This window comes from Klebsiella sp. PCX (assembly GCF_021869705.1).
Taxonomy (GTDB): Bacteria; Pseudomonadota; Gammaproteobacteria; order Enterobacterales; family Enterobacteriaceae; genus Klebsiella; species Klebsiella quasipneumoniae.
The window spans coordinates 1,081,075-1,107,269 of the sequence record NZ_CP091527.1 but is presented as its reverse complement, the minus strand read 5'-3'; the positions used below and the strand labels follow the sequence as shown (position 1 = coordinate 1,107,269).

At 59.8% G+C, this 26,195-nt stretch carries 26 protein-coding genes and 1 pseudogene; 10 read left to right on the top strand and 17 right to left on the bottom strand.

Annotated elements, in window-relative coordinates:
* Window positions 1–30: 30 nt before the first annotated feature.
* From GQR96_RS05135 to GQR96_RS05115, 5 genes are all read right to left on the bottom strand, one after another.
* Window positions 31–348, bottom strand: a complete 318-nt coding sequence (locus GQR96_RS05135; RefSeq protein WP_004204873.1) for a PsiF family protein — start codon at window positions 346–348, stop codon at window positions 31–33.
* Window positions 349–439: 91 nt separating this feature from the next.
* Window positions 440–1,870, bottom strand: a complete 1,431-nt coding sequence (gene phoA / locus GQR96_RS05130) for an alkaline phosphatase (RefSeq protein WP_069734245.1) — start codon at window positions 1,868–1,870, stop codon at window positions 440–442.
* Window positions 1,871–1,959: 89 nt separating this feature from the next.
* Window positions 1,960–2,220 (bottom strand): anti-adapter protein IraP, encoded by a 261-nt coding sequence (gene iraP / locus GQR96_RS05125; RefSeq protein WP_004204875.1) that lies wholly within the window; start codon window positions 2,218–2,220, stop codon window positions 1,960–1,962.
* 301 nt (window positions 2,221–2,521) lie between these two features.
* The gene (locus tag GQR96_RS05120) at window positions 2,522–3,721 is read right to left on the bottom strand and encodes a multidrug efflux MFS transporter (RefSeq protein WP_004204877.1); all 1,200 of its coding nucleotides are present in this window, start codon (window positions 3,719–3,721) and stop codon (window positions 2,522–2,524) included.
* Window positions 3,722–3,890: 169 nt separating this feature from the next.
* Window positions 3,891–4,574, bottom strand: coding sequence for an extensin-like domain-containing protein (locus GQR96_RS05115; protein ID WP_057213621.1), 684 nt, complete (start codon window positions 4,572–4,574; stop codon window positions 3,891–3,893).
* Window positions 4,575–4,673: 99 nt separating this feature from the next.
* Between GQR96_RS05115 and ddlA the strand changes: the two genes are divergently transcribed.
* Window positions 4,674–5,771, top strand: coding sequence for a D-alanine--D-alanine ligase (ddlA, locus tag GQR96_RS05110; protein ID WP_004204880.1), 1,098 nt, complete (start codon window positions 4,674–4,676; stop codon window positions 5,769–5,771).
* A gap of 32 nt (window positions 5,772–5,803) precedes the next feature.
* Here the strand turns inward: ddlA and GQR96_RS05105 are convergent, their stop codons facing one another.
* Window positions 5,804–6,007, bottom strand: a complete 204-nt coding sequence (locus tag GQR96_RS05105) for a DUF2754 family protein (protein WP_004204881.1) — start codon at window positions 6,005–6,007, stop codon at window positions 5,804–5,806.
* 252 nt (window positions 6,008–6,259) lie between these two features.
* Here GQR96_RS05105 and GQR96_RS05100 point away from each other — a divergent pair, with 252 nt between their 5' ends.
* Window positions 6,260–6,562, top strand: a complete 303-nt coding sequence (locus GQR96_RS05100; protein ID WP_017898944.1) for a YaiY family protein — start codon at window positions 6,260–6,262, stop codon at window positions 6,560–6,562.
* On the opposite strand, the gene GQR96_RS05095 is transcribed toward GQR96_RS05100, so the two are convergent.
* The 3 genes from GQR96_RS05095 to GQR96_RS05085 all read right to left on the bottom strand — a co-directional run bounded on the left by GQR96_RS05095 (window position 6,559) and on the right by GQR96_RS05085 (window position 9,534).
* Complete coding sequence (locus GQR96_RS05095) at window positions 6,559–7,665, bottom strand: DUF1615 domain-containing protein (protein ID WP_017898945.1); 1,107 nt, start codon at window positions 7,663–7,665, stop codon at window positions 6,559–6,561. The two genes, GQR96_RS05100 and GQR96_RS05095, sit on opposite strands and share 4 nt — an antisense overlap.
* Window positions 7,666–7,683: 18 nt before the next feature.
* Window positions 7,684–8,904 (bottom strand): peptide antibiotic transporter SbmA, encoded by a 1,221-nt coding sequence (gene sbmA, locus GQR96_RS05090; protein WP_004204884.1) that lies wholly within the window; start codon window positions 8,902–8,904, stop codon window positions 7,684–7,686.
* 117 nt (window positions 8,905–9,021) lie between these two features.
* Window positions 9,022–9,534, bottom strand: a complete 513-nt coding sequence (locus tag GQR96_RS05085; RefSeq protein ID WP_074439612.1) for an isochorismatase family protein — start codon at window positions 9,532–9,534, stop codon at window positions 9,022–9,024.
* Window positions 9,535–9,753: 219 nt separating this feature from the next.
* Here GQR96_RS05085 and ampH point away from each other — a divergent pair, with 219 nt between their 5' ends.
* The 4 genes from ampH to GQR96_RS05065 all read left to right on the top strand — a co-directional run bounded on the left by ampH (window position 9,754) and on the right by GQR96_RS05065 (window position 14,637).
* Window positions 9,754–10,914 carry a D-alanyl-D-alanine-carboxypeptidase/endopeptidase AmpH gene (gene ampH / locus GQR96_RS05080; RefSeq protein WP_049004148.1) on the top strand — a complete coding sequence of 387 codons (1,161 nt, stop codon included), beginning with the start codon at window positions 9,754–9,756 and terminating at the stop codon, window positions 10,912–10,914.
* Between the two features lie 106 nt (window positions 10,915–11,020).
* A complete protein-coding gene (gene hemB, locus GQR96_RS05075) occupies window positions 11,021–11,995 on the top strand; it encodes a porphobilinogen synthase (protein WP_004204887.1) in 975 nt (324 codons plus the stop codon).
* Between the two features lie 256 nt (window positions 11,996–12,251).
* Window positions 12,252–12,743 (top strand): REP-associated tyrosine transposase, encoded by a 492-nt coding sequence (locus GQR96_RS05070; RefSeq protein ID WP_072013399.1) that lies wholly within the window; start codon window positions 12,252–12,254, stop codon window positions 12,741–12,743.
* A gap of 178 nt (window positions 12,744–12,921) precedes the next feature.
* Window positions 12,922–14,637, top strand: coding sequence for a bifunctional ornithine lipid synthase OlsF (locus GQR96_RS05065; RefSeq protein ID WP_032455618.1), 1,716 nt, complete (start codon window positions 12,922–12,924; stop codon window positions 14,635–14,637).
* Between the two features lie 70 nt (window positions 14,638–14,707).
* On the opposite strand, the gene tauD is transcribed toward GQR96_RS05065, so the two are convergent.
* From tauD to GQR96_RS05030, 7 genes are all read right to left on the bottom strand, one after another.
* A complete protein-coding gene (gene tauD / locus GQR96_RS05060; protein ID WP_017898949.1) occupies window positions 14,708–15,559 on the bottom strand; it encodes a taurine dioxygenase in 852 nt (283 codons plus the stop codon).
* On the bottom strand, window positions 15,556–16,383 hold the full coding sequence (tauC, locus tag GQR96_RS05055; protein WP_004204893.1) for a taurine ABC transporter permease TauC: 828 nt from the start codon (window positions 16,381–16,383) through the stop codon (window positions 15,556–15,558). Before tauC ends, tauD begins: the two co-directional genes overlap by 4 nt.
* A complete protein-coding gene (gene tauB, locus GQR96_RS05050) occupies window positions 16,380–17,147 on the bottom strand; it encodes a taurine ABC transporter ATP-binding subunit (protein ID WP_004178719.1) in 768 nt (255 codons plus the stop codon). The genes tauC and tauB overlap by 4 nt, the downstream gene beginning before the upstream one ends.
* Before the next feature lie 11 nt (window positions 17,148–17,158).
* Window positions 17,159–18,121, bottom strand: a complete 963-nt coding sequence (gene tauA, locus GQR96_RS05045) for a taurine ABC transporter substrate-binding protein (RefSeq protein WP_004204897.1) — start codon at window positions 18,119–18,121, stop codon at window positions 17,159–17,161.
* Window positions 18,122–18,361: 240 nt separating this feature from the next.
* A complete protein-coding gene (mmuM, locus tag GQR96_RS05040) occupies window positions 18,362–19,294 on the bottom strand; it encodes a homocysteine S-methyltransferase (protein ID WP_004204898.1) in 933 nt (310 codons plus the stop codon).
* Window positions 19,281–20,690 (bottom strand): S-methylmethionine permease, encoded by a 1,410-nt coding sequence (gene mmuP / locus GQR96_RS05035; protein ID WP_004204899.1) that lies wholly within the window; start codon window positions 20,688–20,690, stop codon window positions 19,281–19,283. Before mmuP ends, mmuM begins: the two co-directional genes overlap by 14 nt.
* A gap of 82 nt (window positions 20,691–20,772) precedes the next feature.
* Complete coding sequence (locus tag GQR96_RS05030; protein WP_161992934.1) at window positions 20,773–20,901, bottom strand: hypothetical protein; 129 nt, start codon at window positions 20,899–20,901, stop codon at window positions 20,773–20,775.
* Window positions 20,902–20,963: 62 nt separating this feature from the next.
* Here GQR96_RS05030 and eat point away from each other — a divergent pair, with 62 nt between their 5' ends.
* From eat to eutC, 3 genes are read left to right on the top strand one after another with little or no spacing between them, the layout of a single operon-like run.
* Window positions 20,964–22,343 carry an ethanolamine permease gene (gene eat / locus GQR96_RS05025; protein ID WP_042939282.1) on the top strand — a complete coding sequence of 460 codons (1,380 nt, stop codon included), beginning with the start codon at window positions 20,964–20,966 and terminating at the stop codon, window positions 22,341–22,343.
* Between the two features lie 9 nt (window positions 22,344–22,352).
* Window positions 22,353–23,741, top strand: a complete 1,389-nt coding sequence (locus tag GQR96_RS05020) for an ethanolamine ammonia-lyase subunit EutB (protein ID WP_023288556.1) — start codon at window positions 22,353–22,355, stop codon at window positions 23,739–23,741.
* Window positions 23,738–24,514, top strand: coding sequence for an ethanolamine ammonia-lyase subunit EutC (gene eutC, locus GQR96_RS05015; RefSeq protein ID WP_023319821.1), 777 nt, complete (start codon window positions 23,738–23,740; stop codon window positions 24,512–24,514). Before GQR96_RS05020 ends, eutC begins: the two co-directional genes overlap by 4 nt.
* 465 nt (window positions 24,515–24,979) lie before the next feature.
* Here eutC and GQR96_RS05010 read toward each other — a convergent pair.
* Window positions 24,980–25,084, bottom strand: a pseudogene (locus tag GQR96_RS05010) (hypothetical protein); the annotation flags it as partial.
* Here GQR96_RS05010 and GQR96_RS05005 point away from each other — a divergent pair.
* Complete coding sequence (locus GQR96_RS05005) at window positions 25,077–26,183, top strand: ABC transporter substrate-binding protein (protein WP_004147267.1); 1,107 nt, start codon at window positions 25,077–25,079, stop codon at window positions 26,181–26,183. The pseudogene GQR96_RS05010 and the gene GQR96_RS05005 sit on opposite strands and share 8 nt — an antisense overlap.
* Window positions 26,184–26,195: the final 12 nt, after the last annotated feature.

Here is a 26,195-nt window from a genome sequence, read left to right as displayed (position 1 = left end):
GAACAAGGGAGCGCGTGCGCTCCCTTTTTTTCAGGCTTTCTTCAGGCAGCTACTCATGAAGGTACTGCGTTCATCGCCCTTCAGTGATTTTGCCGAAGCCGCTTTGTTGCAGTCGCTCATCTTCTGCTGTTGGGGCGTGAGGGGCTTTCCTTGCGAGGTCGTGGTCTCTTTTTTGAGGCACTGACTCATAAAGGTTTTGCGCTCCTCCCCTTTCAGCGTTTTGGCTGACGCTTGCTGATTGCAGTCCGTCATCCTTTGCTGCTGAGGAGTGGGCGTTTTTTCTGCCGCGCCAACCGCGCTGATAAAGATCAAGCCAAACAGTAGGGTCATCAGTAAGGTTATTTTCATCGCACCATCCTTCTGTGAGTGGATCGTTGTAAGTCTGGACGCAGATAGAAAAAAAACCAGCCGGTGACGCGATTTCGCCACCGGCAGCGACTTATTTCAGACTCAGGGCAGCTTTCATAGTTGAGAAGAGGTCGGTCTGATCGGTCAGGCCGACGACGTTAGCCGCATGCGGACCGTAGGCCGCAATGCGCAGCTGGGTGCCGGTGTGCTCCATCGACTCTTCCTCTGAGTTGCCGTAGCTCATGACCATCACTGCGCCATCGCGAGTATTCAGAGCCTGAGTCAGGCCCGGGGCTTTGCTATCCGCCGGGATGATCTGGCTGGCGTGCGCATGGTCGGCGGTGACGATCACCAGGGTATTGCCGTCTTTTTTGGCAAATGCCAGCGCCTTCTGCACCGCCTCGTCGAGATCAACCGTTTCGCCGATCTGGCCGCACGGATTCGCCGCATGATCCTGCTTATCGATGGAGGCACCTTCCACCTGCAGGAAGAAGCCTTTCTCGTGGCGGCTCAGCAGGTCAATCGCTTTCTCCGTCATCTGCGCCAGCGTCGGCACCGAGGCGTCGCGTTTCGGGTTTGGGGTACAGGTTACCGGCGGCTTATCGATATTACCGTGATAAGACGCCTTGGGCCCTTCCCAGCGTACCGGCATATTGCCGTCGGCGAAGAGTCCCAGCAGCGGTTTATCCTGGCTGGCTTCCGTCGCGGCGGCAAGAGAGGCCGCGTCGGTCACAATCTGGTAGCCGCGCGCTTCCGCCTGCTCACGCAGGGTTTTGCCCTGCCACTCGCCCGCCGTCGCCGTTTCGGCAAAAGTCTTCGCGCCGCCGCCCAGGGTGACATCCGGCCGGGCGTTCAGCAGCTGTTCGGTAATGGAGCCTTTGCCCCCTTTCTCCAGCGCATTGCTGGGGCATTTTTCGCTGGTGACCGTAGGGCCGTAGCATTTACGCGATGTCACATGCGCCACCAGCGCCGCGGGGGTGGCGTCCTGCAGCTCGGCGGTAGAAACGTTGCCGGTGGCCAGGCCCGCCGCTTTCGCCAGCTCGAGGATGGTCTGATGCGCGTTCTCATGAATATCGACGCCCAGCGCGCCGTTATAGGTCTTCACGCCGGTGGTCCAGGCGGTGGCGGAGGCCGCCGAGTCGGTGACGTAGTCCGGTTTACCGGTTTTTTTATCCAGCGAATAGTGCGTGTACTGCCCGGTTAACGGCAGGGCGTCAATGCCTTTAAAGAAACCGCCCGCCCCTTCCGCATAATTTCGCGCAGCGGTAATTTCAGAATCACCCATCCCATCGCCAATCAGCAAGATAATGTTTTTGGCCGGCTTATTGATTATCGAGGCGCGCAGCGCTTCGGTTTGATCGCCCGTTAAACGACGCGCGCCGCCGGGAGTGGTGATATCTCCCTGGGCAGCGCGATTTTCCAGAACCGGCGCGGTCGTGGTTTCCGCATGAATAACCGGCGAGCCCAGCAGAGGCAGCAGGGCAATAAACAGGGCGCTTAATTTCACTTTTGTCATCTCCATGTAAAAAATACTTAAAAAAACAAAACGTGGGAGACTTTATAAAAGGGAGATGACAGAAAAATGACGGCATCCTTGTCGCGTCGCAAAGATTAGCTACGAGGATGCCGCAACAGCTTCTTTAGATATTGCTGCAGCAGGATGGCATCCTGGTCGTTGACCGGCGGACAAGGCGTCACCTGGTCTATCGCCTGCTCAATATCCTGAATCAATGCCTGCTGGGCATCATGCTCCATATGGCGCAATAATGCGGTGACCACGATCTCCAGCGCTTCAACCTGCACCGTCAGTTCCTTTGCTTCTTCTTCTTTTTGCGCCAGTTTAACCAGTAACTCAGCAATGAGATTCTTCATAGCACCAGTTCCTTATGCGAGGCCTGTTTTTCGATTGAGATGTCATACCTGATGACGGACCCCAGAATTACTTAAAATAAGAATCGTCGCAACACCCAATATACAGCGAAACGTTTTACCACAACAAAATACCACTATAAATAGTATTGTTTAATCACAACCGGGTCTGTTTATAACTAAATGACGTCGGAAATAATAAAATGGAATAGCGCTCACGCAATGGCGATAACAAAAAGTAATGGTAAATCGACCGACGTTGAATAACGCTGACGGTATTGCGTTAAATACCGTCAGCAGAGGTTCAGGCATTCGCCCGGCGGGTACGGCGCAGCATCCATGCCAGTTGCCAGAGGTTAATGAAAACGATAATGGCGGTAGCAATAAACACCCAGCGGAAGCCGGCCATCGCTGATACGGAAGCGCCAATTAGCGGCCCGGCGACGTTGCCAAGATACATAAACGACTGGTTATAGCCAAAGATGCGCCCGGTGACGCTGTCGCTGCTGTATTTCAGCAGCAGGGTCTGCACCGCCGGAAGCATCGCGCCATCGGCAAAGCCGAGCAGAAAACGCAGCGTACCTAATTGCAGCGGGGTGGTGACAAAGGACATGGCGAAGAACATCACCACCGCGCAGCAGAGCGTCGCCAGCAGGATCCGCGAGGTGCCGATGCGGTCGCCAAGCTTACCCAGCCGTGGCGCAGAGATCAGCGCCGACACCCCGGGCACCGCGGCGATCATCCCGGCCAGAAAAGCGATATTGTTGCTGTCCGGCGCCATCGACTTGATAAACAGCGCCAGAATCGGGCCGATTGAGCCGTTGCACAACTGGATCACCAGGGTGGTGAAAAAGAGGCTGATCACCAGCCCCGGATAGGGCAAGGAGGCAAAGACCTGTTTCCCGGTGAGACGATCGCTTTTGCTGACCTGCGGGCGAACGCCCTCTTTAATCAGAAACAGGGTCACCAGAAAACTGATGGTCAGCAGGATCGCCGTAATAAAAAAGACCATTCGCAGCCCGACGTGGTCCGCCAGGAAGCCGCCCAGCAGCGGGCCGCCGATCACGCCGCTGATTTGCGCCGTCGACAGGGTGCTCAGCGCCCAGCCGCTGCGCTCGCGCGGCACCTGGGAGGCCACCAGCGCCATGGCGTTAGGGATATAACCGGAGGTTAAGCCCATGATCGCCCGCAGGATAAACAGCTGCCAGACATTAGTGGCGAAGGCCTGCAGTAAAATGGCGATCGCCATTCCCAGCGAGGCGCGCAGCAGCATCAGCTTGCGGCCTTTGCGGTCCGCCAGGCTCCCCCACATCGGCGAGACGATCGCCGAGACCAGGAAGGTGACGCTGAAGGTCAGCCCCGACCACATCGACAGCGCTTCATGCGAGGTGACGCCCAGCTGGGAGACGTAGAGCGGTAAAAAGGGGAGAATTTGACTGATCGCCAGGCCGGTAAAAAAGCAACCAAACCAGACGGAGATAAGATTAACCTTCCAGGATTCCATAACTACGCGTATTCATTAATGATTTGCCAATTATTACCTAGCTTAGCAATTTCATTGCACTGGTGTACTACCATAGATGCGCTGGCGGTGAGTTTGGTGTTTTATGACTGCGCATGAGAGGCTGACGAAGCATTTTCTGGTCATTCAGGCTGCTCACAGGGCTTTATGCTCAAAAGCAGAAGCCCTGCCCGCGCATCCCAAAGTGAAAATGGTTGGCGTGCGCCGCGTTGTACTCCGGCCCCAGGGCGTTGCCGAAGTAAGGGCAGCTGTTGCTTAACAGCGCCGCCAGCCAGGGGTGAGAGCGATCGCTGCGCCAGCCCTGCAGGACGCTGATGCGTCTGCCGTCCGTCAGGCGGAAGCCGCTAACATCAAGGGCATCCGCCGTCGCGTGTTCACTACGCCGCGCCTGTTCCCGATGGTAGATATTGCGGCAGGCGAAGCTGCCGAGATGATCGATCTGGCGCAGATCGCTGGCCATCAGCTGACGGGTTAGCGGCTTCGCCTGTTGCTCGACGTACAGCGCGCTGCTGAGCGCCAGCGGGCAGCTGGCGAGGAAACTGCTGCTCAACTGCACCGAGCCAAAATTAGCCACCCGCACCACGTTACGCAGCGGGCAGGCGCCCTCGCTGTCGGCCACCGGCTGGCTGGCGATGAGCCGCCGGCGGTTGGCCTGCGCCAGCAGGGAGGCGCACTGGTCGGCCGTCAGGCTGCGCAGCTTGAACGACGTCAGCCAGCCCGGGGGATCGTCAAGGGCCAGCGGCGCCAGCGGATTCAGGTGTGGCGGCAGATAGCGATATCCCACAAGGCCCGCGCCGAGCAGCCCGGCCAGCACCAACAGCGTCTTTCCTCTCACGCCCGCTCCCGTCAATTGATCAGGTAAATATTATGGCAGGCAGGCGGCGGTTTCACATGGTATGTTATGCCCTTTGATGTAATCTGGATGGAAGTTGAAATGGCAAAGATGAGGGTTGGGATCGTTTTTGGCGGTAAGTCGGCAGAGCATGAAGTGTCGCTGCAGTCAGCGAAGAATATCGTGGAAGCGATTGATAAATCACGCTTCGATGTGGTTCTGTTAGGGATTGATAAACAGGGGCTATGGCACATCAACGACGCCGGCAACTACCTGCTCAACGCTCAGGATCCTGCCCGCATCGCCCTGCGCCCTTCAACGGTGACCCTGGCGCAGATCCCGGGCCGCGAGGCGCAGCAACTGATTAACGCCGAAAGCGGCCAGCCGCTGGCGGCCATCGATGTAATTTTCCCCATCGTCCACGGCACGCTGGGCGAAGACGGTTCCCTGCAGGGGATGCTGCGCATGGCCAATCTGCCTTTCGTCGGATCCGATGTGCTGGGCTCTGCGGCCTGTATGGACAAAGATGTGACCAAACGCCTGCTGCGCGACGCCGGTCTCGCCGTCGCACCGTTTATCACCCTAACCCGCGCCAACCGCGCGCAGTTCAGCTTTGCCGATGTCGAAGCGAAGCTGGGCCTGCCGCTGTTCGTTAAGCCGGCCAACCAGGGATCGTCGGTTGGCGTCAGCAAAGTTAAAAACGAAGAGCAGTACCATCAGGCGGTGGCCCTGGCCTTTGAATTTGACCATAAAGTGGTGGTGGAGCAAGGCATTAAAGGGCGGGAAATTGAGTGTGCGGTGCTGGGTAACGACCATCCGCAAGCCAGCACCTGCGGTGAAATTGTCCTCAACAGCGAGTTTTACGCTTACGACACCAAGTATATCGACGACCAGGGCGCGAAGGTGGTGGTCCCGGCCGCTATCGCCCCGGAGATCAACGACAAGATCCGCGCTATCGCGGTGCAGGCTTACCAGACCCTGGGCTGCAGCGGCATGGCCCGCGTCGACGTCTTCCTCACCGCCGACAACGAGGTGGTGATCAACGAGATCAACACCCTGCCGGGCTTCACCAATATCAGTATGTATCCGAAGCTGTGGCAGGCCAGCGGCCTCGATTACACCAGTCTGATCACCCGCCTGATTGAGCTGGCGCTGGAGCGCCATGCCGCGGACCGGGCGCTGAAAACCTCCATGAACTAAAACGCGTTTTACCCCGCCTGGCAGCGGCGGCCTCAGGCCTCTTCTGCCGGGCGGCGGCGGATCACAAAGCCCGCAATCCAGAAGCTTATCACCCAGGTGACCAGACCGACGGCGTAGGATTGCCAGCCCTGAGTCTCAAACCCCAGCAGCCCCACCACGCCATTAAGAATAAAAATTAACCCCAGCGCCACCGCGTAGTAGTGCCAGTCGCGGCGAATTTTATCAGTGAGCTTCATGCGGCCTCCAACAGCAAAAAACGCATCTTCGCATAGCCGCCCGCGGCGGTCTGTAGCGATATGGATAATGTTGCTGGATTGCGACGCCGCTCTCCCTTTTGTGCTCCTGTGGCGCGGTTAACACAACGGCGAAAACAGGATTATTCCTGGAGGGCAATTACCAGCAATCTGATACTGGCGACGGCGTCGCACTGCCAGAATACCTGCCATAGAGCTGGAGAAAAAACCAGCAGTACAGAGGTGGGAGGGCCTATGGCTGAATTCAGTTTTTCAAAATCGCTTTTGGGAAATAAAAAAAGAGGGGCGCTGACCGGCAGCCATGTCGCCTACGGGCTGTTCGTGCTGATCTGCTGCTGGGCCGGCGCGCAGATGCTCAGCATGCTGATCCACGCCCCGGGGGTGTTTGAGCGCCTGATGCAGGCCCAGGACGCCAGCCGTCCGCAGGTCGACATCAGTCTCGCCGTTGGCACCCTCTTTGGCCTGATCCCTTTCCTGGTCGGCTGCGCGTTCATCGGGCTGCTGGCGATCATTGTACGCTGGCGTCGGCGCCGTTAACGCCGCGCCATACAGCTTGCCCGCCGCTCATCGACCCGTTTCGCAAACCACGCCGTCGTCAGATTACGGGTGATTTTCGGACTCTCAAGCTGGATCCCCGGCAACATCTCCCGCGGCAGGGTTTTGCCCGCTTTTTTATCAGCGAGACGGAAAACCTGTTGATAGAGGTCGGTCTTCTCAAACGCCAGGCTGTCGCCCTTTTTCAGCTGGCTGTGGATCTCGCTGTCGCTCATCCCCAGCTGGCCCGCCAGGCGACGTACCGCCAGCTCGGTGCTGCCCGGCTCGTCGCTGTCATAGCGGATAAGGTCGCCGTCGAGCGCCAGTTTCACCCCGCTGGCTTTCACCACCGCGTTCTGGAAGGCGGCGTTACGGCTGGCATACCAGCCGGCGTTAAAGTCGGCAAAACGGTACAACGGCACGCTGTAGCTGGCCGGGTAGTTCAGCAGATGATAGGTGCCAAACCACAGGCCGCCGCGCAGGCTGAAGACCTCCTGGCGCACCGTACCGTTCATTTTCCACGGGTAGCCGGAAGTATGCTGCTCAGCAAAGGCGATGCTGACCTGCATTGGGCCGCCGGTGTGCACCGGGTTCAGGGAGCCGAACAGCTTCTGCCCCATCGGCACCATCCCGATAAAGTCATCAAAAATAGCGCTCAGCTGCTTTTCCGTCTTCACGTTGTCCAGACGGTCGCTGTAGCTTTTGCCGTTTGGCGAGGTGATCTTCAGCGCGGTATGGACCAGAAACAGCGGAATGTGCATTTTTTCCGCCCGGCGGTCGATCTCCTGCCAGGCGATTTTATTCAGCCCCGGCACCACCGGATCGGACTGATAATTGGACTCCTGCTGCGCGACCGCCAGCACCGAGCAGACGTTCTCTTCCGTCGGCGCCAGCTTCTGGCTGTCAAAGGCGGTGGCGATGGCTTGCGCCCAGGCCTCCCGATCCTTGACGCTGGCGGGCATTTTCTGCCGCACCACCGACGCCACGTCAACGGGCTTCTCACCCTCTTTCAGCACCGGCGCCTGCTGGCTGGTACAGGCGCTGAGCACCACGGCCGCCAGCAGCGTCAATGAACCGGGTATAATGCGCGATAAACGTGCGGCCATCCTGCTTCCTTGTCTTGATTAACGTAATGTCGGGATCGCTTCCTGCAGCGGCTTGCCGTCCAGTTCGCGCTCAAAGCTGCGCAGACGTTTGTAGATGGACATCAGTTCCACCAGCGTCGTCCACGAGCTGATCAGGTACTGGAACGAACCGCGCACCTGGCCGAAAACGTTGGTAATTTGCGTCATCAGCCCGAGGGTAATCGTACCGGCAACGATCGACGGAAACAGCAGGAAAAGGCCGAAAACGTTATCCACCTGCAGATAGAGAATGCGGGCGATATTGAAGTACATATAGTGAAAATAGAGACGGAAATAGTTGCGACGCACCGCGCTGAACAGCTCGCGCACCGTCGGCGGCGTGGCGCGGGTTTCATCGTCCTCGCCGTAGACCAGCTCTTTACGATAGGCCGCTTCCACGCGCTGGTTTTTAAACTCCAGACCCGGCAGCTTAATCCCCACCACCGCCAGCAGGCCGGTCCCCATCAGCGACCAGACGATCGCGGCAATCACCAGGCCATACGGCAAGTGACCGACGATGGGCAGGTCGGGAACGTGTTCGGAGAGCGTCACCAGCACCGGCAAGAAGGCGATCAGGGTCATCACCGCGTTGATAAAGCTCACGCCCATATCTTCCAGGGTGGAGGCAAAGCGCATGGTATCTTCCTGCACACGCTGCGCGGCGCCTTCGATATGGCGCAGATGCTGCCAGTGGGCCATGTAGTGTTCGTTCATCGCCGTGCGCCAGCGGAAGACGTAGTGGCTGACGAAAAAGTTGTTCATCACGCCGATGATCACCGCGATGAGCGCGATGCCGAGAAAGATGCCGATCTCATGATAAAACTGGTTGATACTGACCTTATGCGGGGTGGCCAGCGCGCTCTGGATCAGATCATAGAACGGCGCATACCAGGCGTTGATCGCCACCCCCACTTCCACCAGAAACCAGGTGACGAAGATGATGAGCGACGTGCCGAGAATCGACCAGTACTGCCAGCGATGCGGGCAGTAGACAAACCAGAACAGCGCAAACACGCCGACGCAAAACAGATAGTAAGCGTAGAACACCAGATAGTTGAGCGACCAGAAGCGCGCCGCGCTGATCGCCACATCCTTCGATGCCCCGGTGACCCGCAGCAGCCAGTCGCCGCCGCCCGCCTGCCAAAAGATCACCGCCAGCAGCGACCAGATAAAGGCAGAAATAAAAAACGGCCCCGGTTTGGGGAAAAAAGATTTAAACATCATTGTCTCCTGCTAACTTCTTATCGTTCTGCTATTGCTGTATACGACGCATACGTCGGCCGCCGCGTGAAAGCGCTCTCGCGGGGAAGACGGATGATAAGACCGGATATCAACAGCTTAGTTCTGCTGCCAGGCGTGCAGAATTGTTTCTGTGGGTTTCACCTGTAAAGGATTGCCAGGAACGGTCAGCGTACGCCACACCTCATTGTAGTGGGCGATCAGCGTCGCGGCCTGCGCGGCGGGGCGGTTGGCGGTGGTGTGGGCATCTTCCGCGATAACAATGCCGTACCCGCGGCTGGCGCCGTTTTTAATGGTGGTGTCGAGGCAGTAGTCGGTGGCGCAACCGCAGATGACGAACTGCTGAATGTCGTGTTCCCGCAGCACCTGCTCCAGCGAGGTGTAGTAGAAGGCGTCGCAGGCGGTTTTGGTGACATACAGCGCGCCGGCCGGCTGTTCCAGCTCAGGGAGCAGGGCGAAGCCTTCGCTGCCGGCTTCGAGGCCGCCGGCCTCATCATGCTGAATAAAAATCACTTTATCCGCCGCGCGCACCAGACGATTAATTTGCGCGACGCAGCGCTCGCGCGCCAGACGCGGCGTGGCGAACACGCCGTTTTGCATATCCACGACCATCACTACCCGTTGAGCCGCCATTGTTTTCTCCCGCAAACCTTCAGCCAAACGGTCATCATACGCGCCGGCGAAAAAAGCCGGTATCCGAAAGCGTAAAAAAGTCTTTTTTACGCACCGTTACCTTTTTCCTGCAGGAATGTCGTGAATCCCGCTTTGTTCTGCGCCACTTCGTAGTATAAATACCCTCTTCTTTTTTATTTATTTAATGGATGATCTCCGTTGAAACGTAGTTTGCTCATTTTTGCTGCGCTGTGCGCGGCGTCGTGGACCTCGGTGCAGGCCGCACAGCCTACCGTTGACCCGGTTTTCGCCTCGGATGTGGTCGATCGTTACGCCAATCATATCTACTACGGCAGCGGCGCCACCGGCATGGCGCTGGTGGTGATCGATGGCAATCAGCGTGTGTTTCGCAGCTTTGGCGAAACCCGCCCGGGGAATAATCAGCACCCGCAGCTCGACTCGGTGATCCGTATCGCCTCCCTCAGCAAACTGATGACCAGCGAGATGCTGGTGAAGCTGCTCGACCAGGGGGTGGTGAAACTCAACGATCCGCTGAGCAAATACGCTCCGCCGGGCGCCCGAGTGCCTGACTGGCAGGGAAAACCAATCACTCTGGTGAATCTCGCGACCCATACCAGCGCCCTGCCGCGCGAGCAGCCTGGCGGCGCCGCTCATCGTCCGGTGTTTGTCTGGCCAACCCGCCAGCAGCGCTGGAACTGGCTCTCAACCGCCACCCTGAAGACCGCGCCGGGCTCACAGGCAGCCTACTCCAATCTGGCCTTCGATTTACTGGCGGACGCGCTCTCCACCGCCGCCGGCAAACCTTATCCGCAGCTGTTTGAAGAGCAGATCACCCGGCCGCTGGGGATGAAGGACACTACTTTTACCCCATCGCCGGATCAGTGCCAGCGGCTGATGATCCCGGAGAAAGGCGCCAGCCCATGTAACAACACTCTGGCGGCGATCGGCAGCGGCGGCGTCTACTCGACGCCGGGGGATATGATGCGCTGGATGCAGCAGTTCCTGTCATCCGATTTCTATACCCGCAGCCAGCAGGCCGACCGGATGCAGACGCTGATTTATCAGCGTAACCAGCTGACTCGGGTGATCGGTATGGACGTGCCTGGCCGCGCCGACGCGCTGGGGCTTGGCTGGGTGTATATGAAGCCGAAGAATGGCCATCCGGGGATTATTCAGAAAACCGGCGGCGGCGGCGGGTTTATCACCTATATGGCGATGAATCCGCAGGCTAACGTCGGCGCTTTTGTGGTGGTGACCCGCTCGCCGTTAACCCGTTTCAACAATATGAGCGATGGCATCAACGATCTGGTCAGCGAGCTGAGCGGCATGCAGCCCAACATGCAGACGGCCAGTCAGTAAGCCCGGGGGAGGTTTCGCCGATGCGACATAACGATCGTTTTGGCGAAACATCCCGCTGCCATTTCAGTTACACTACCCTCTTTCATTTCACAAAATCAGGCAAACCATGACAGATTTAATCACTCGCCCCCGCCGCCTGCGTCAATCCGCTGCGCTGCGCGCCCTGTTTGAAGAGACAACACTGAGTTTGAACGACCTGGTGTTGCCGATCTTTGTTGAAGAAGAAATTGATGATTACAAAGCGATCGAGGCGATGCCCGGGGTGATGCGCATTCCGGAAAAATATCTGGCGCGCGAGATCGAACGCATCGCCAATGCCGGCATTCGCTCGGTGATGACCTTTGGTATTTCTCATCACACCGATGCCACCGGCAGCGATACCTGGAATGAAAATGGTCTGGTGGCGCGTATGTCGCGGATCTGTAAGTCCACGGTGCCGGAGATGATCGTCATGTCCGATACCTGCTTCTGCGAATACACCTCCCACGGCCACTGTGGCGTGCTGTGCGACCACGGGGTGGATAACGACGCGACCCTGGAAAACCTCGGCAAACAGGCCGTTGTCGCTGCCGCCGCCGGCGCGGATTTCATCGCCCCTTCCGCCGCGATGGATGGTCAGGTGCAGGCGATTCGCCGCTCGCTGGACGCCGCCGGCTTCACCAATACGGCGATCATGTCCTATTCGACCAAGTTCGCCTCTTCCTTCTACGGCCCGTTCCGCGAAGCGGCCGGTACCGCGCTGAAGGGCGATCGTAAAACCTATCAGATGAGCCCGATGAACCGCCGGGAAGCCATTCGCGAGTCGCTGCTCGATGAAGCCCAGGGCGCCGACTGCCTGATGGTGAAACCGGCGGGCGCCTACCTGGATATTCTGCGCGATATCCGCGAGCGCAGCGATCTGCCGCTCGGCGCGTATCAGGTCAGCGGGGAGTACGCGATGATCAAATTCGCCGCCCAGGCGGGCGCTATCGATGAAGAGAAAGTGGTTCTGGAAAGCCTCGGCGCTATCAAACGCGCGGGCGCCGATCTGATCTTCAGCTATTTCGCCCTCGACCTGGCCGAGAAAAACATCCTCCGTTAAGCCTCCCTCTCCCCGGTGGCGCTGACGCTTACCGGGGCTACCAAACCTCATCTCCGGTGCGCTGTATTTATCGCGACCACCACACCGTAGCCCGGATAAGGCGCTTGCGCCGCTATCCGGGGACAGGCGCTAAACAATATCTGTAGCTAAAATTTTGCACGCCGCTTTCCATCTTCTGCGCGTTCTTCTTGGCGTACCGGATTTCGCCTTCTAACGTGTTAAACCACATCATAAATACCGAATTCCAGGAGATCCTGTGGTGGCTTATCGACGTTATTACATTAAAGGGGGAACCTGGTTCTTCACCGTTAACCTTAAAGACCGTAGAAGCATGCACCTAACTGAAAACATAGAATTATTGCGCTACTCTGTCGCCGTAGTTAAACAACATCGCCCCTTTATTATTGATGCCTGGGTGGTGTTGCCTGAACATCTGCATTGCATCTGGACACTACCTCATAATGATGACGATTTTTCTTCACGCTGGAGAGATATCAAAGGCTGTTTTACCAGAACGTTAAAACGACAACCCCTCTGGCAACCGCGCTTTTGGGAGCATGCCATACGCGATGAAGATGATTACCGCCGACACGTTGATTACATCCATATCAATCCACTTAAGCATGGCTGGGTCACCCGAGTGATCGATTGGCCATTTTCAACCTTTCATCGCGATGTCCAGCGCGGGCTATATCCCCCAAATTGGGCTGGCGATAGCTTTGATCTTAGCTGCGGTGAACGCCGATAGCCTCTCCCCGGTGGCGCTGACGCTTACCGGGGCTACAAATCGGCGCCAACCGTAGCCCGGATGAGGCGTTAGCCGCTATCCGGGAAACCTCGCTTGCTGCGACCGAATCTTCACCCAACTGTAATCTGAACGACATCTCCACCTTCTACTGTCTGGGCAGGACGGAGGAGAAGCCACTATGTTTAGTCTCGACAACGTACTCGATGACCTGTGGCCTCAGGCGAGGCCCGCACCCTGGCAAAAGAAACTGTTAAAAAAGCTATTTTATGAGGAAGAGTTTCAACAATTTGCCGACCGTCACCGCCACCTGAAGGGGCTTGATACGGTCGAACAGGTGCTGGAATACCTCAATATCCGCTGCGCCATCCCGGCGCACGATCTCGAACAAATCCCCGAATATGGCCCGCTGGTCATTATCGCCAACCACCCCACCGGCACCCTCGACGGCCTGGCGCTCCTGTATGCGGTATCCCGCGTGCGACGCGACGTCAAAGTGGTCACCAACCGCATGCTCACCCACCTTGAGCCCCTGAGCTCGCTGTTTATCCCGGTGGATAATATTCATGGCCGCACCGCTAAAACGGCGCTGCAGCAGATGGACCAGCAGCTACAGGCTGGTGGGGTGCTGATCTTCTTCCCGGCGGGGGAAGTCTCTCGCCTTACCCGTCGCGGCATTCGCGATAAAAAATGGCACTCGGGCTTTATTAAGCTGGCGGCGAAATATCGCGCCCCGCTGCTGCCGGCGTGGATTCATGCCCACAACAGCGCCCTGTTTTACGCCAGCACCCTGGTCTCCGACAACCTGCCGCTGCTCCTGCTGATGCAGCAGATGTTTCGCCGGCGCAACAGCAGCCTGCCGGTGCGTATCGGCCAGCAGATCCCCTGGTCGAGCTGGTTCGATGCCCAGTCCAGCGCTCGCGAACTTACCGGCCGCTGCTATCAGCACCTTGAACAACTGCGCAAAGGGCTGCCTGGGCAGTTCAAAACTGAAAGCGCCATCGCCCGCCCGGAAGATCGGGCGCGGCTCAAACGCGAACTGCACAAGGCCGAATGCCTGGGCCGCACCGCCGATGGCAAAGTGATTTACCTCTGGCAGCGCAACGGTCAGGAGGAGGCGCCGCTGCTGCGCGAGCTGGGACGCCTGCGGGAAATCGCCTTCCGCGCGGTTGGCGAAGGCAGCGGCAAACGGCGGGATATCGACGGGTATGACGACGACTATTTGCATCTGATCCTGTGGGATGAAGAAGACCTCGAGATCGTCGGCGCTTACCGCTTTATGCCGACGGCCATCCAGCTGGCAAAGCGCGGCCTGGAGGGGATCTACAGCTCCAGTCTGTTCCACTACGACGGGCGAATGGACGACATCCTGCAGCACGGCATTGAGCTGGGGCGCAGCTTTATCCAGCCGCGCTACTGGGGTCGACGCGGGCTGGACTACCTGTGGTCCGGCATCGGCGCTTATCTGGCGCGCTACCCGCACTATCGCTATCTGTTTGGCCCGGTATCGATTTCTGGTGGGCTGCCGCCCGCCGCTCGCGATCTGCTGGTGGCGTTCTACCGGCTGTGGTTCCCGGCCACGCACCCGCTGGCGGAGTCCCGTCGCCCTTATCCGGCGTCGCTGCCCGATGTGCTGGCGCAGTTTGGCGGGGAGGATTACAACGACGACCTGGCCCGGCTGAAGTCCCTGCTCGGCAACCTCGGCTGCGCGATCCCGCCGCTGTATAAGCAGTACTCGGAAGTGTGCGAGCCGGGCGGCGTGCAGTTTATCGATTTCGGCAGCGATCCGGATTTCAATAACTGCGTGGATGGTCTGGTGCTGGTGGATTTGACCTATCTGAAAGCGAATCGCTATCAGCGCTATATTGGCGCGCATTTAGCTTTGCAGGCCGGATAGCCGGTTTACCCTGCCATCCGGCCAGGATGGCGGATGGCAGGGGTAGTCCTGCAGGCAACATTAACCGCGGCTACGACGCCCGGAAATACGGCTTATCGCCGAGGATCGTCGCCCGGTGCATAATGCGCCGCTGCGGCAGATAGTCGGCATTGGCGTAATGCTGGGTTACCCGGTTATCCCAGATAGCGACATCGTTCGGCTGCCAGCGCCAGCGCACCTGAAACTCCGGTTTGGTGATATGGGCAAACAGGAAGCTCAGCAGCGCCGCGCTCTCTTTCTCGGTCACGTCGACAATCCGCGTGGTAAAGCCTTCATTAACGAACAGCGCCTGCTTGCCGGTCACCGGGTGGGTACGCACCACCGGATGCAGCAGGGGTGGATGCTTCGCCACCGCCTCCTGCCAGCGCCGATGCTCGGCTTCCGTGTGGTTGTACTTATACTCCTGGAACGATTTACGGAAATCGTGTTCCGCATGCAGGCCGCTCAGCAGCTGCCGGAAGGGTTCTGACAGCGCTTCCCAGGCGGCAATGCCGCTGGTCCACAGAGTATCCCCGCCGGTCGCCGGCAGCTCTTTCGCCGCCAGAATGGCGCCGGCGGGCGGCGTGTCGATAAAGGTGACATCGGTATGCCAGTTGTCATTATCCGGCGGATTATCGTTGTGGGTATCGAGGACGATAATCTCTTCCACGCCAGGGGCGTGAGGGTAGACCGGATGAATATGCAGGTCGCCAAACCGCAGCGCCAGGTCGCGCTGTTGCGCCGGGGTGATATTCTGTTCGCGCAGGAATACCACCTGATGACGCAGCACCGCGTGATACAGCTGCTCAAACTGGTTGTCGCTCAGCGGACGGGTTAAATCCGCCCCGGTCACCAGCGCGCCAATATACGGCCCCAGCGGGGTAATGCTCAGACGTTCACTCATTGTACTTCTCCATGCCAGGGCGTCAGGCGGCGCTGCAGCGCGCGCAGCCCCAGTTCCAGTAAAAAGGCGATAATGGCAATGACTGCGATCCCCGCCAGCACCACATCGGTGGCGAGAAACTCGCCGGCGGACTGCACCATAAACCCTAACCCACGGGTGGCGGCGATCAGCTCAGCGGCCACCAGCGTTGACCAGCCCACCCCGAGACCAATGCGCAGCCCGGTGAGGATCTCCGGCAGCGCGCCGGGCAGGATCACCAGCCACAGCACCTGCGCCCGGCTGGCGCCCAGCGAACGGGCGGCGCGAATCCGCACCTGCTGCGCGCTTTTTACCCCCGCCAGCGCCGACATCGCTACCGGCGCGAAAATCGCCAGGTAGATCAGCAGGATCTTTGACGTTTCACCGATGCCAAACCAGATCACCATCAGCGGTAAGTAGGCCAGCGGCGGCACCGGACGATAAAGCTCGATCAGCGGATCGAGGATCCCGCGCACCGTCGAGTTGAGCCCCATGGCGATCCCCACCGGTACGCCAATAAGCACTGCCGCCAGCAGGGCGATGACGATCCGCGTCAGGCTCGCCGCCAGATGCTGCCAGAGCGTCGCATCCATAAAGCCCTGCGGCCCGGCGATGGTGATAAGCTTCTGCAGCACCTGTCCCGGCGGCGGCAGAAACAGCGGGCTAATCAGCTGCAGCGCCGCGACCGCCCACCAGACGGTCAGCAGCACCGCCAGGGTCGCCACGCTGAGGGTAAGCTGACGGGAGAGCGGCCAGCGCCATTTCAGCGTCGTCTGACGCGGTTTGTCGTTCAGTACCACGCTCATGAGAAAGCCTCCCGTTGGTCAAACACCCGGCTCAAAATGTATTCCCGCTGTTCAATAAAGCGCGGGTCGGATTTGATGCTGCGGCAGGATTCGCCCGCGACAAAGCGACGGCTGAAATCAAGCGGCAGCCGCTCCACCACCCGTCCCGGCCCCGGCGACAGCAGCACCAGCTCGGTGGCCATAAAGATGGCCTCTTCAATGTCATGAGTGATCAGCAGCACCTGTTTGCCGGTCTCATGCCACAGTTTCAGCAGCAATGTCTGCATCTGCTCGCGGGTAAAGGCGTCAAGCGCGCCGAAGGGCTCATCCAGCAGCAACAGCTGCGGATTCGCCGCCAGCGCCCGGGCGATGCCCACCCGCTGGCGTTGACCGCCGGACAGCTGCCAGATAAAGCGTTTTTCCGCCCCTTCGAGACCCACCTTCTTCAGCATCTGCGCCGCCGCTTGCCGGCGCTGCGCTTTATCCACGCCCGCCAGCTGGAGGCCCAGCGCCACGTTATCCTGCACATTGCGCCACGGCAGCAGACCTTCGTTCTGGAAGACCACGCCGCGCTCTGCGCCCGGCCCGGTCACCCGCTGACCTTCGAGGGTGATGCTGCCGTGCTGATAGGGCACGAATCCGGCAATCAGGTTCAGCAGGGTAGTTTTACCGCAGCCCGAGGGCCCCAGCACCACCAACAGCTCCCCACTCTCCAGCGTCAGGTTGATATCCGCCAGCGCCGGTTTACCGCCGTAGTCGGCGGAAAGATGCGAGATTTGCAGCATCGCCGCCTCCTTTACTTCACAAAGCGGTCAGTCACGTACTGACGATAATCAGTTCCCGCCGCAGGCACTTTGCCCTGCTCTTTCAGGAAGCGCGCGGTATCCACGATGGCCTGATTGACCGGCCCGTTCAGCGCCTGCGCCTGCTCAGCGGCGGTGAGATAGGTGTTGCCCTTCACCAGCCCCGGGACATCGGCTTCCGGCACCCCGCTCAGGCGCGCCAGCTTGCTGATGTTGTCCGGCTGTTTCAGCCATGCCTCCGGGTTGGCGATGTAGGGCTGCTGGGCGTCGATGGCGCTTTTAGCGAACGCTTTGACAATCTCCGGATGCTGCTCGGCGAAGTCCTTACGGACCACCCAGACGTCGAGGGTCGGCGCGCCCCACTCCCCAACCTGCGCGGAATCGGTCAGCACCTTGCCCTCTTTTTCCAGTTCATTAACCGCTGGCGCCCAGACGTAAGCGCCATCGATATCCCCGCGCTGCCAGGCGGCGATAATCGCCGGCGGCTGCAGGTTAATAATCTGCACCTGGCCCGGCTTGATGCCCCAGTGTTTGAGCGCCGACAGCAGGCTATAGTGGGTGGTGGAGATAAACGGCACGGCGATGCGCTTGCCGATCAGATCTTCCGGTTTGGTGATGCTTTTCTTCACCACCAGCGCTTCGGAGTTGCCGAGCTTTGAGGCAAGCAGGAACACTTCAATCGGCACCTGCTGGCTGGCGGCCACCGCCAGCGGGCTGGAGCCGATATTGCCGATCTGCACATCGCCGGAGGCCAAAGCGCGCACCACGCTGGCGCCGCTGTCAAATTTCCGCCAGTCGACGGTCGCCCCGCTGGTTTTGGCGAAGGTGTTGTCCGCCTGGGCGACTTTCGCCGGCTCAGCGGAGGTTTGATACGCCACGGTCACGTTGACCGCCTGCGCCTGGAAGGCGGCGACGGCCAGCGCCGCCAGAAGAGTAATTCGCGATGTGAATGCCATAATGTCTGCTTCCCCTGAGTTGTTATAGGTGCAGTATTTCCGGCATCAGGATGGAGATGAAGTAATTAAAAATTCTGGCTAATAGCGAATCGTTTTTAGAACAAAAGCGGGAAAGGATAGTTGATTTTGAGCGGTTGGTTGGTGGCAAATGGTTGGCGCCGGGTGGCGGCTGCGCCTTGTCCGTCCTAAGGATCGCGCAATATGTAGGCCGGGTAAGCGCAGCGCCACCCGGCAAAAAACTCAGCGCTTCGCGTTAAGCTCAGCAATATCCTTCGGCGTGGTGCGGCAGCAGCCGCCGATCAGCTTCGCCCCGGCCGCCAGCCACTGCGGCAGATAATCCGCCAGGCTGGCGCAGGCTTCGCCATGATGGTGCCAGGTCTTGCTCACCGCATCATAATGCTCGCCGGAGTTAGGATAGACCACCAGCGGCAGCGCCGTCAGGCTGTGCAAATGCGCCAGCGCCGCGGGCGTATTTTCCAGCGCGATACAGTTGATCCCCACCGCCACCACCTGCGGGTTATCCGCCAGGGCGGCCATCACCTCGCGCAGCGGCGTGCCGTCGCTCAGATGTTCGGCGTCGCGCAGCGTGAAGGAGTACCAGGCGCGAGCGCGGGGATACTCCTGCAGCAGGGCCGCCAGGGCCTGGATCTCGGCGAATGACGGCAGGGTTTCACAGGCCAGCAGGTCGGCGCCCGCATCCAGCAGCGCTTCGACGCGCGGCCGGTGGAAGGCCTGGAACTCTGCCGCGCTGCGCTGATAATCGCCGCGATACTCCGAGCCGTCGGCAAGAAACGCGCCATACGGCCCCACCGAACCGGCGACCAGCAGCGTGCCGGCCTGCGGGTTCTCGGCGAGGTACGCCTCGCGCGCTTTGCGCGCCAGCTCGACGCTTTTGCCGATCAGCGCCCGGGACTGCGCGTCATCCAGCCCGCGTACGGCAAAACCCGCCGGGGTGGCCTGATAGCTGGCGGTGATCGCCACCTGCGCCCCGGCGCGAAAGTAGTCGAGATGCACATCGCGGATCAGCTGCGGGTTCTCCAGCAGCACTTTCGCCGACCACAGGCTGTCAGCCAGATCGCAGCCGCGGGCCTCCAGCTCGGTGGCCATAGCGCCGTCCAGCAGCACGAAAGGCTGGGCGGCAAGCAGGGCGGTAAACGGATTAGTCTGCGACATGTTGGGGCTCCTGAGTCATTTTCCGTGAACGAGTAAGATACCAGGCACCATAGCACAGGGCCACAAAGGGGATCCCGCACCACAGCGCAATTCTCTGGCTCGGGTCAAAAGCAAGGCCCACGCAGGCCACCAGGCACAGCACAAAGCCCAGAATCGGCACCACTGGATACCAGGGGGCGCGATATTGCAGGTCGCTCAGCGCCTTACCCTGCTGCAGATGGCGGCGGCGGAACATAAAGTGCGAGGCGCAGATGCTCAACCACACCGCCACCACCGCAAAACCGGAGATCGCCGACAGCGCCACAAACACCGTGTCGGGCGCCACCACGCTGGAGAACAGCGCCAGCACGCCGCCCAGCATACTCACTGACAGCGCGGTCACCGGCACGCCCCGTTTATTGACTTTGGCAAAGCAGGCCGGCAGCGTCTTCTCGTTCGACAGCGACCAGAGCATCCGCCCGGAAGCGTACAGGCCGGAGTTGGCCGCCGAGAGGATCGCCGTCAGGATCACGAAGTTGAAAATATCCGCCGCGTAAGGGATACCCACCTTTTCAAACACCAGCACGAAGGGGCTTTTCTCCACCCCCGCCTGCTGCATCGGGATCAGCGCCGCCAGCACAAATACGGTGCCGATAAAGAAAATAATCAGCCGGGCGATGGTGGTGCGGATGGCGACCGGAATAACCTTATGCGGGTTTTCCGTCTCCCCGGCGGCAATGCCGATAAGCTCCGTCCCGGAGAAGGCGAAGTTCACCGCCACCATGGTCATCAGGATCGGCAGGCCGCCGTGCGGGAACCAGCCTTCGGCGGTGATATTGCGCAGGCCCGGCGCCGGGGAGCCATCCTGCATCGGAATGATGCCGAAAATGGCCGCGCCGCCGAGAATAATAAACGCGATGATGGTGATCACTTTCACCAGCGAGAACCAGAACTCGCCTTCGGCGAAGAAGCGGGTCGAAATGATGTTAAGACCGAAGATCACCGCGCAGAACACCACGCACCAGATCCAGACCGGCACCTGCGGGAACCAATACTGCATACAGAAGCCGGCGGCGGTAAAGCTCGAACCCAGCGCCACCGTCCACGTCAGCCAGTAGAGCCACGCCACGGTATAGCCCGTCGCCGGGCCAAGGTAACGCGCCGCGTAAACGTGGAAAGCGCCGGTCTCCGGCATCGCTACCGACAGTTCGCCGAGGCACTGCATCACCAGCCAGACCACCAGGGCGCCAATCAGATACGCCAGCAGCGTCCCGGCCGCGCCGGTGGTGGAGATGATATAGCCGGTATTAAAGAACAGGCCGGTGCCAATCACGCCGCCGAGCGACAGCATGATCAGATGACGCGTTTTCATGGTGCGCTTCAGTTGCCCACCTTGTTGTTGTGTTGTGCTTTGCATTTTATTTTCTCACGCCAGCCCGCTTGCCCGGGTCATGATGCGTATAAACGTATAGACATCTAAACATCCAAAAGAAGAAGTGTTATACCGTGCCGCCGCTGAAAAAGCAAAGCCGCTGCACCAGGTCGCGCGCCGACAGCGTGCAGCCTGCCCCATTTTTGCGCAGCGCCGACGGGCGCTCCCCGAACTGGCGCCTCATCGCGACGGACAACGTTCTGGCACTCTCTTTGCAGCCTGTCGTTCAGAACCTTTCTATCTGGCGAGGCAACACGTATGACAGAGCACACCACCACCTTAAAAAGAACGCTCGGCAGTTTTCGTTTATGGGGGATCGCCGTCGGACTGGTGATATCCGGGGAGTACTTCGGCTGGAGCTACGGCTGGTCGCAGGCGGGCACGATGGGGTTTATGGTCGTCGCCCTCGCGGTCGCCGCCATGTACTGCGCCTTTATTTTCAGCTTTACCGAGCTGACCACCGCCATCCCGCACGCTGGCGGCCCTTTCGCCTATGCCTACCGCGCCTTCGGGCCCACCGGCGGCTTTATCGCCGGTTTTGCCACTCTGATTGAATTCGTCTTCGCCCCGCCGGCCATCGCCATGGCCATCGGCGCCTACCTCAACGTGCAGTTTCCGGCGCTGGATCCGAAATGGGTCGCCTGCGGCGCCTACGTGATCTTTATGACGCTCAATATCCTCGGCGTCGGCATCGCCGCCACCTTCGAGCTGATCGTCACCCTGCTGGCCATCTTCGAGCTGCTGGTGTTTATGGGCGTAGTCGCCCCCGGCTTCTCCTGGAGCCATTTCACCACTAACGGCTGGGCGGGCGCGGAAAGCTTTAGCGGCCTGGCGCTGCCGGGTATGTTCGCCGCCATTCCGTTCGCTATCTGGTTCTTCCTCGCCATTGAGGGGGCTTCCATGGCCGCCGAAGAGGCCAAAGATCCGCAGCGCACCATTCCCCGCGCCCTGGGCGGCGGCATTCTGACGCTGACGGTGCTGGCGATTGGGGTGATGGTCTTCGCCGGCGGCGTCGGCGACTGGCGCGCGCTGTCCAATATTAACGATCCGCTGCCCCAGGCGATGAAGACGGTCGTGGGCAACGGCAGCGGCTGGCTGCATATGCTGGTGTGGCTGGGGCTGTTTGGCCTCGTCGCCTCCTTCCACGGCATCATTATGGGCTACTCGCGGCAGATCTACTCCCTCGCCCGCGCCGGCTATCTGCCCGCCGGTCTGGCCACCCTCAATCGCCGCACCCGCACTCCGCATCTGGCGATCCTCGCCGGCGGCGTGGTGGGCATCGCCGCGATTTTTTCCGACTCGCTGATCACCATCAGCGGCATGCCGCTAACCGCCTGCATCGTCACCATGTCGGTATTTGGGGCTATTGTTATGTATATCACTTCCATGGCGGCGCTGTTCAAACTGCGCCGTAGCGAGCCGAAGCTGATCCGTCCGTTCCGCGCGCCGCTCTACCCGCTGGCGCCGGCCTTTGCCCTCGGCATGGCGGTGCTCTGCCTGGTGGCGATGGTTTGGTATAACCTGCTGCTGGCGCTGATTTTCGCGGCGATGATGCTCGGCGGCTACCTGTGGTTCCGCAAAACCGCAGCGGCCCGTGAACGGGCGCCAGTGGATCCTCAACTGCGAACGGTCTCCTGAGGAGGCGGCATGTATAAAACCACGCTATCGGGCCAGGTATGGCGCTTTGATAGTCTGAAAACGCTGATGGCGAAAGCGTCGCCGGCTCGCTCCGGCGACGCCCTGGCGGGGGTTATCGCCCACTCAGCCGAAGAGCGGATGGCGGCGAAAATGACCCTCGCCGAGGTGCCGCTGACCGACATCCTCGACAATCCGCTTATCCCTTACGAGCAGGACGAAGTGACCCGCCTGATCCTCGACACCCACGATGCGCAGGGCTTTGCCGCCCTGCGTCACCTGACGGTCGGCGATTTCCGCGACTGGCTGCTGGACGATGCCACCGATACCGCCACGCTGCAGCGGGTCGCCCGCGCTATCACCCCGGAGATGGCGGCGGCGGTAAGCAAGCTGATGCGCAATCAGGATCTGATCCTCGCCGCCAGCAAATGTCAGGTGGTGACGCGCTTTCGCAACACCATCGGCCTGCCCGGCCACCTCAGCGTGCGCCTGCAGCCCAACCATCCCACCGATGACCTGAAAGGCATTGCCGCCAGTATGCTCGACGGGCTGCTGTACGGCGCCGGGGACGCGGTGATCGGCATCAACCCGGCCAGCGACAGCTTACCGGTGCTGGCGCAGCTGAACGTGATGCTGGACGATATTATCCAGCGCTTCGCCATTCCCACCCAGTCCTGCATTTTGACCCACGTCACCAATACGCTGCAGCTGATTGAGCGCGGCGCGCCGGTGGATCTGGTGTTTCAGTCGGTGGCGGGAACCGAAGCGGCCAACAGCGGCTTCGGCATCAATCTTGCCATGCTGCAGGAGGCCCGCGAAGCGGCCCTCAGCCTCGGTCGCGGTACCCTCGGCAACAATGTGATGTATTTTGAGACCGGGCAGGGGAGCTGCCTGTCGGCCAACGCCCACCACGGCGTCGACCAACAGACCTGCGAGGCGCGGGCCTACGCCGTCGCCCGCCACTTTGAACCGCTGCTGGTCAATACGGTGGTCGGCTTTATCGGTCCGGAGTATCTCTACGACGGCAAGCAGATTATTCGCGCCGGGCTGGAGGATCATTTTTGCGGCAAGCTGATGGGCCTGCCGATCGGCTGCGACGTCTGCTATACCAACCACGCGGAAGCGGATCAGGATGATATGGACACCCTGCTGACCCTGCTGTGCGCCGCCGGGCTCACCTTCCTGATCGGCGTGCCCGGGGCGGACGATATCATGCTCAATTACCAGAGCACCTCGTTCCATGACGCGCTGTACGCCCGTCGCCTGCTGGGCTTAAAGCATGCCCCGGAGTTCGCCGACTGGCTGGCGAAGATGCAGATTATCGATCCGCACGGCGCGCTGCGGCTCACCGACGCCCGCCATCCGCTGCTGTCCGTCCTGCCGCAAGGAGCCCCCGTATGAACCGTCCCGACGCCTGGAACCCGCTGCGTGAATTTACCGATGCGCGGATCGCCCTGGGGCGCAGCGGCGCCAGCCTGCCGACCCGCGAAGTCCTCAACTTTGGTCTGGCCCACGCCAGAGCGCGGGACGCCATTCATCAGCCGTTCGCCAGCCAGCAGCTGGTGGCGCCGCTGGCGGCGCTCGGCCTCGACGCTCTGACGGTGCACAGCGCCGCGCCGGACCGTCACACCTATCTGCGGCGTCCGGATCTCGGAAGGCAGCTTGCCGACGAAAGCCGCGCCGACCTCGCCGCCAGCGGCGTCCGCCCCGCCGACCTGCTGCTGGTGATCGGCGACGGCCTCTCTTCATGGGCGGTAGAGCGCCAGGCGGTGCCGTTGATCCGCGCCCTGCTGCCCTATCTGCAGACGCTGGGTATCGGCCTGGCGCCGGTGGTGCTGGCCCATCAGTCACGGGTGGCGCTGGGGGATGATATTGGCGAAACCCTGAAAGCCCGCGCGGTGGCGATCCTGATTGGCGAACGACCGGGTCTCTCCTCACCGGACAGCCTCGGCGTCTACCTCACCTGGCAGCCGCATCGGCAGCGGCTGGAGTCGGAGCGCAACTGTATCTCCAATATTCGCCCGGAAGGGCTGAGCCATGACGCCGCCGCCTTTAAACTGGCCTGGCTGCTGGAGCAGGCTTTTTTACGACGGCTTACCGGCGTGCGCCTGAAAGATGAAAGCGATAATCCGGCGCTGCATGGGAAAATAAAACCGTTGCCCCCTTTTAAATAATAAGTCACGTGAGCCGCAGAATAGATTGTTAATATTACCGGGCGCGCCTGAATATTATATTCGGGTGCACGCTGAAATTTCCCGGCGGCGCTTCGCTTGCGCGGGCCGACGAAAACCGTTTAACCGGTATATTGCCTGTTTTCAGGCCGGGTAAGGCGCCTGTCGCCACCCGGCAAAATGCGTTCACCGTATCAAAAACCGTGTGGTCGCCAGCCTTATGCCCTTGCCTGCAGGTAATAAGAATATTGCATGAGTAAAAACGAAACGGACGTTGTAAGGTAATTCAGCGCATTAAAAATACCCGTCATACTTCAAGTTGCATGTGCGTTGGCTGCCAGTCACTTACTTCTGTAAGCGCCTGGGGACTCGCTCACTTGCCGCCTTCATGCGACTCGAATTATTTAGGGTATATATCTCGTTATCTATTCAACATAACAGCCAATAATTCGCCGGACACGCTGGCTAATTATTCCTCAATGTTATGCAGTCATTGATGGTTAAAGATAAATAATCGACCGACGGAGAAATACCCATGAAATCGTTTTCCGGGAAAGCGTCTTTAATGGCCACGCTGGTTGCCGCGCTGGTCGGCGCCAGCAGCGCGCAGGCAGCGGAAATTAAAATCGGGGTGGTATTACCCCTGAGCGGCGCCCTCAGCGGCTATGGCCAGCCGTCGCAGAAAGGTCTGGACATTATTCAGGCCATCACCCCGACGTTAAAAAATGGCGATACCATCAAGCTTATCGTTATCGATGATAAAAGCGATAAAGTCGAAGCGGCCAACGCCATGCAGCGGCTGGTCTCCAGCGATAAAGTGGATGCCGTGATCGGGGAAGTCACCTCCTCCAACACCCTGGCGATGACCAAGATCGCCGACGACAGCAAAACGCCGCTGGTCTCCTCCACCGCCACCAACGACCGGGTCACCCGCAACCATCCCTACGTCAGCCGGGTCTGCTTCTCGGACAGCTTCCAGGGGGTGGTCGGGGCCAATCTGGCCTCCCGCGATCTGAAAGCCAAAACCGCCGCCATCGTGTTTGACAGCAGCAACGATTACTCCGTCGGCCTGGCGAAAGCGTTCCGCACCCAGTTCCTGAAAAACGGCGGCACCATTCCCATCGAGGTCCAGGCCCCGGGCGGCAGCAAGGACTTTAAAGCCCAGCTGGCAAGCGTCAAGGCGAAGAATGTCGACATGATTTACATGCCGATCTACTACACCGAAGGGGCGCTGATTGCCGTGCAGTCTAAACAGCTGGGGCTCAACAAACCGGTGGTGGGCGGCGATGGTCTGGCCGCGGATCAGGTCTTCTTCGATGTCGGTAAAGACGCGGTCAACGGCTATATGACCACCGATTATTACTCGCCGAACGCCAAAGAGCAGACCCCGGCGGGGGAAACCTTCATCAAAGCCTGGGAAGCCAAATACCAGCAGCCGACCCATACCTGGGGCGCAATGGCGGCGGATGCCTATAACGTCATCGTCAACGCCATGAACCAGTGCAGCGATCCCCACGATCGGGTCTGCGTAAATGAAAAAATCCGCGCCACCAAAGATTTCCAGGGCGTGACCGGCACGCTGACCTTACAGAACGGCGATGCCATTCGCAGCGCGGTCATCAACGAAGTGAAAGATGGCAAGCTGGCGTTTCGTACCGTGGTTAACCCTTAAGTTGTGACGAGG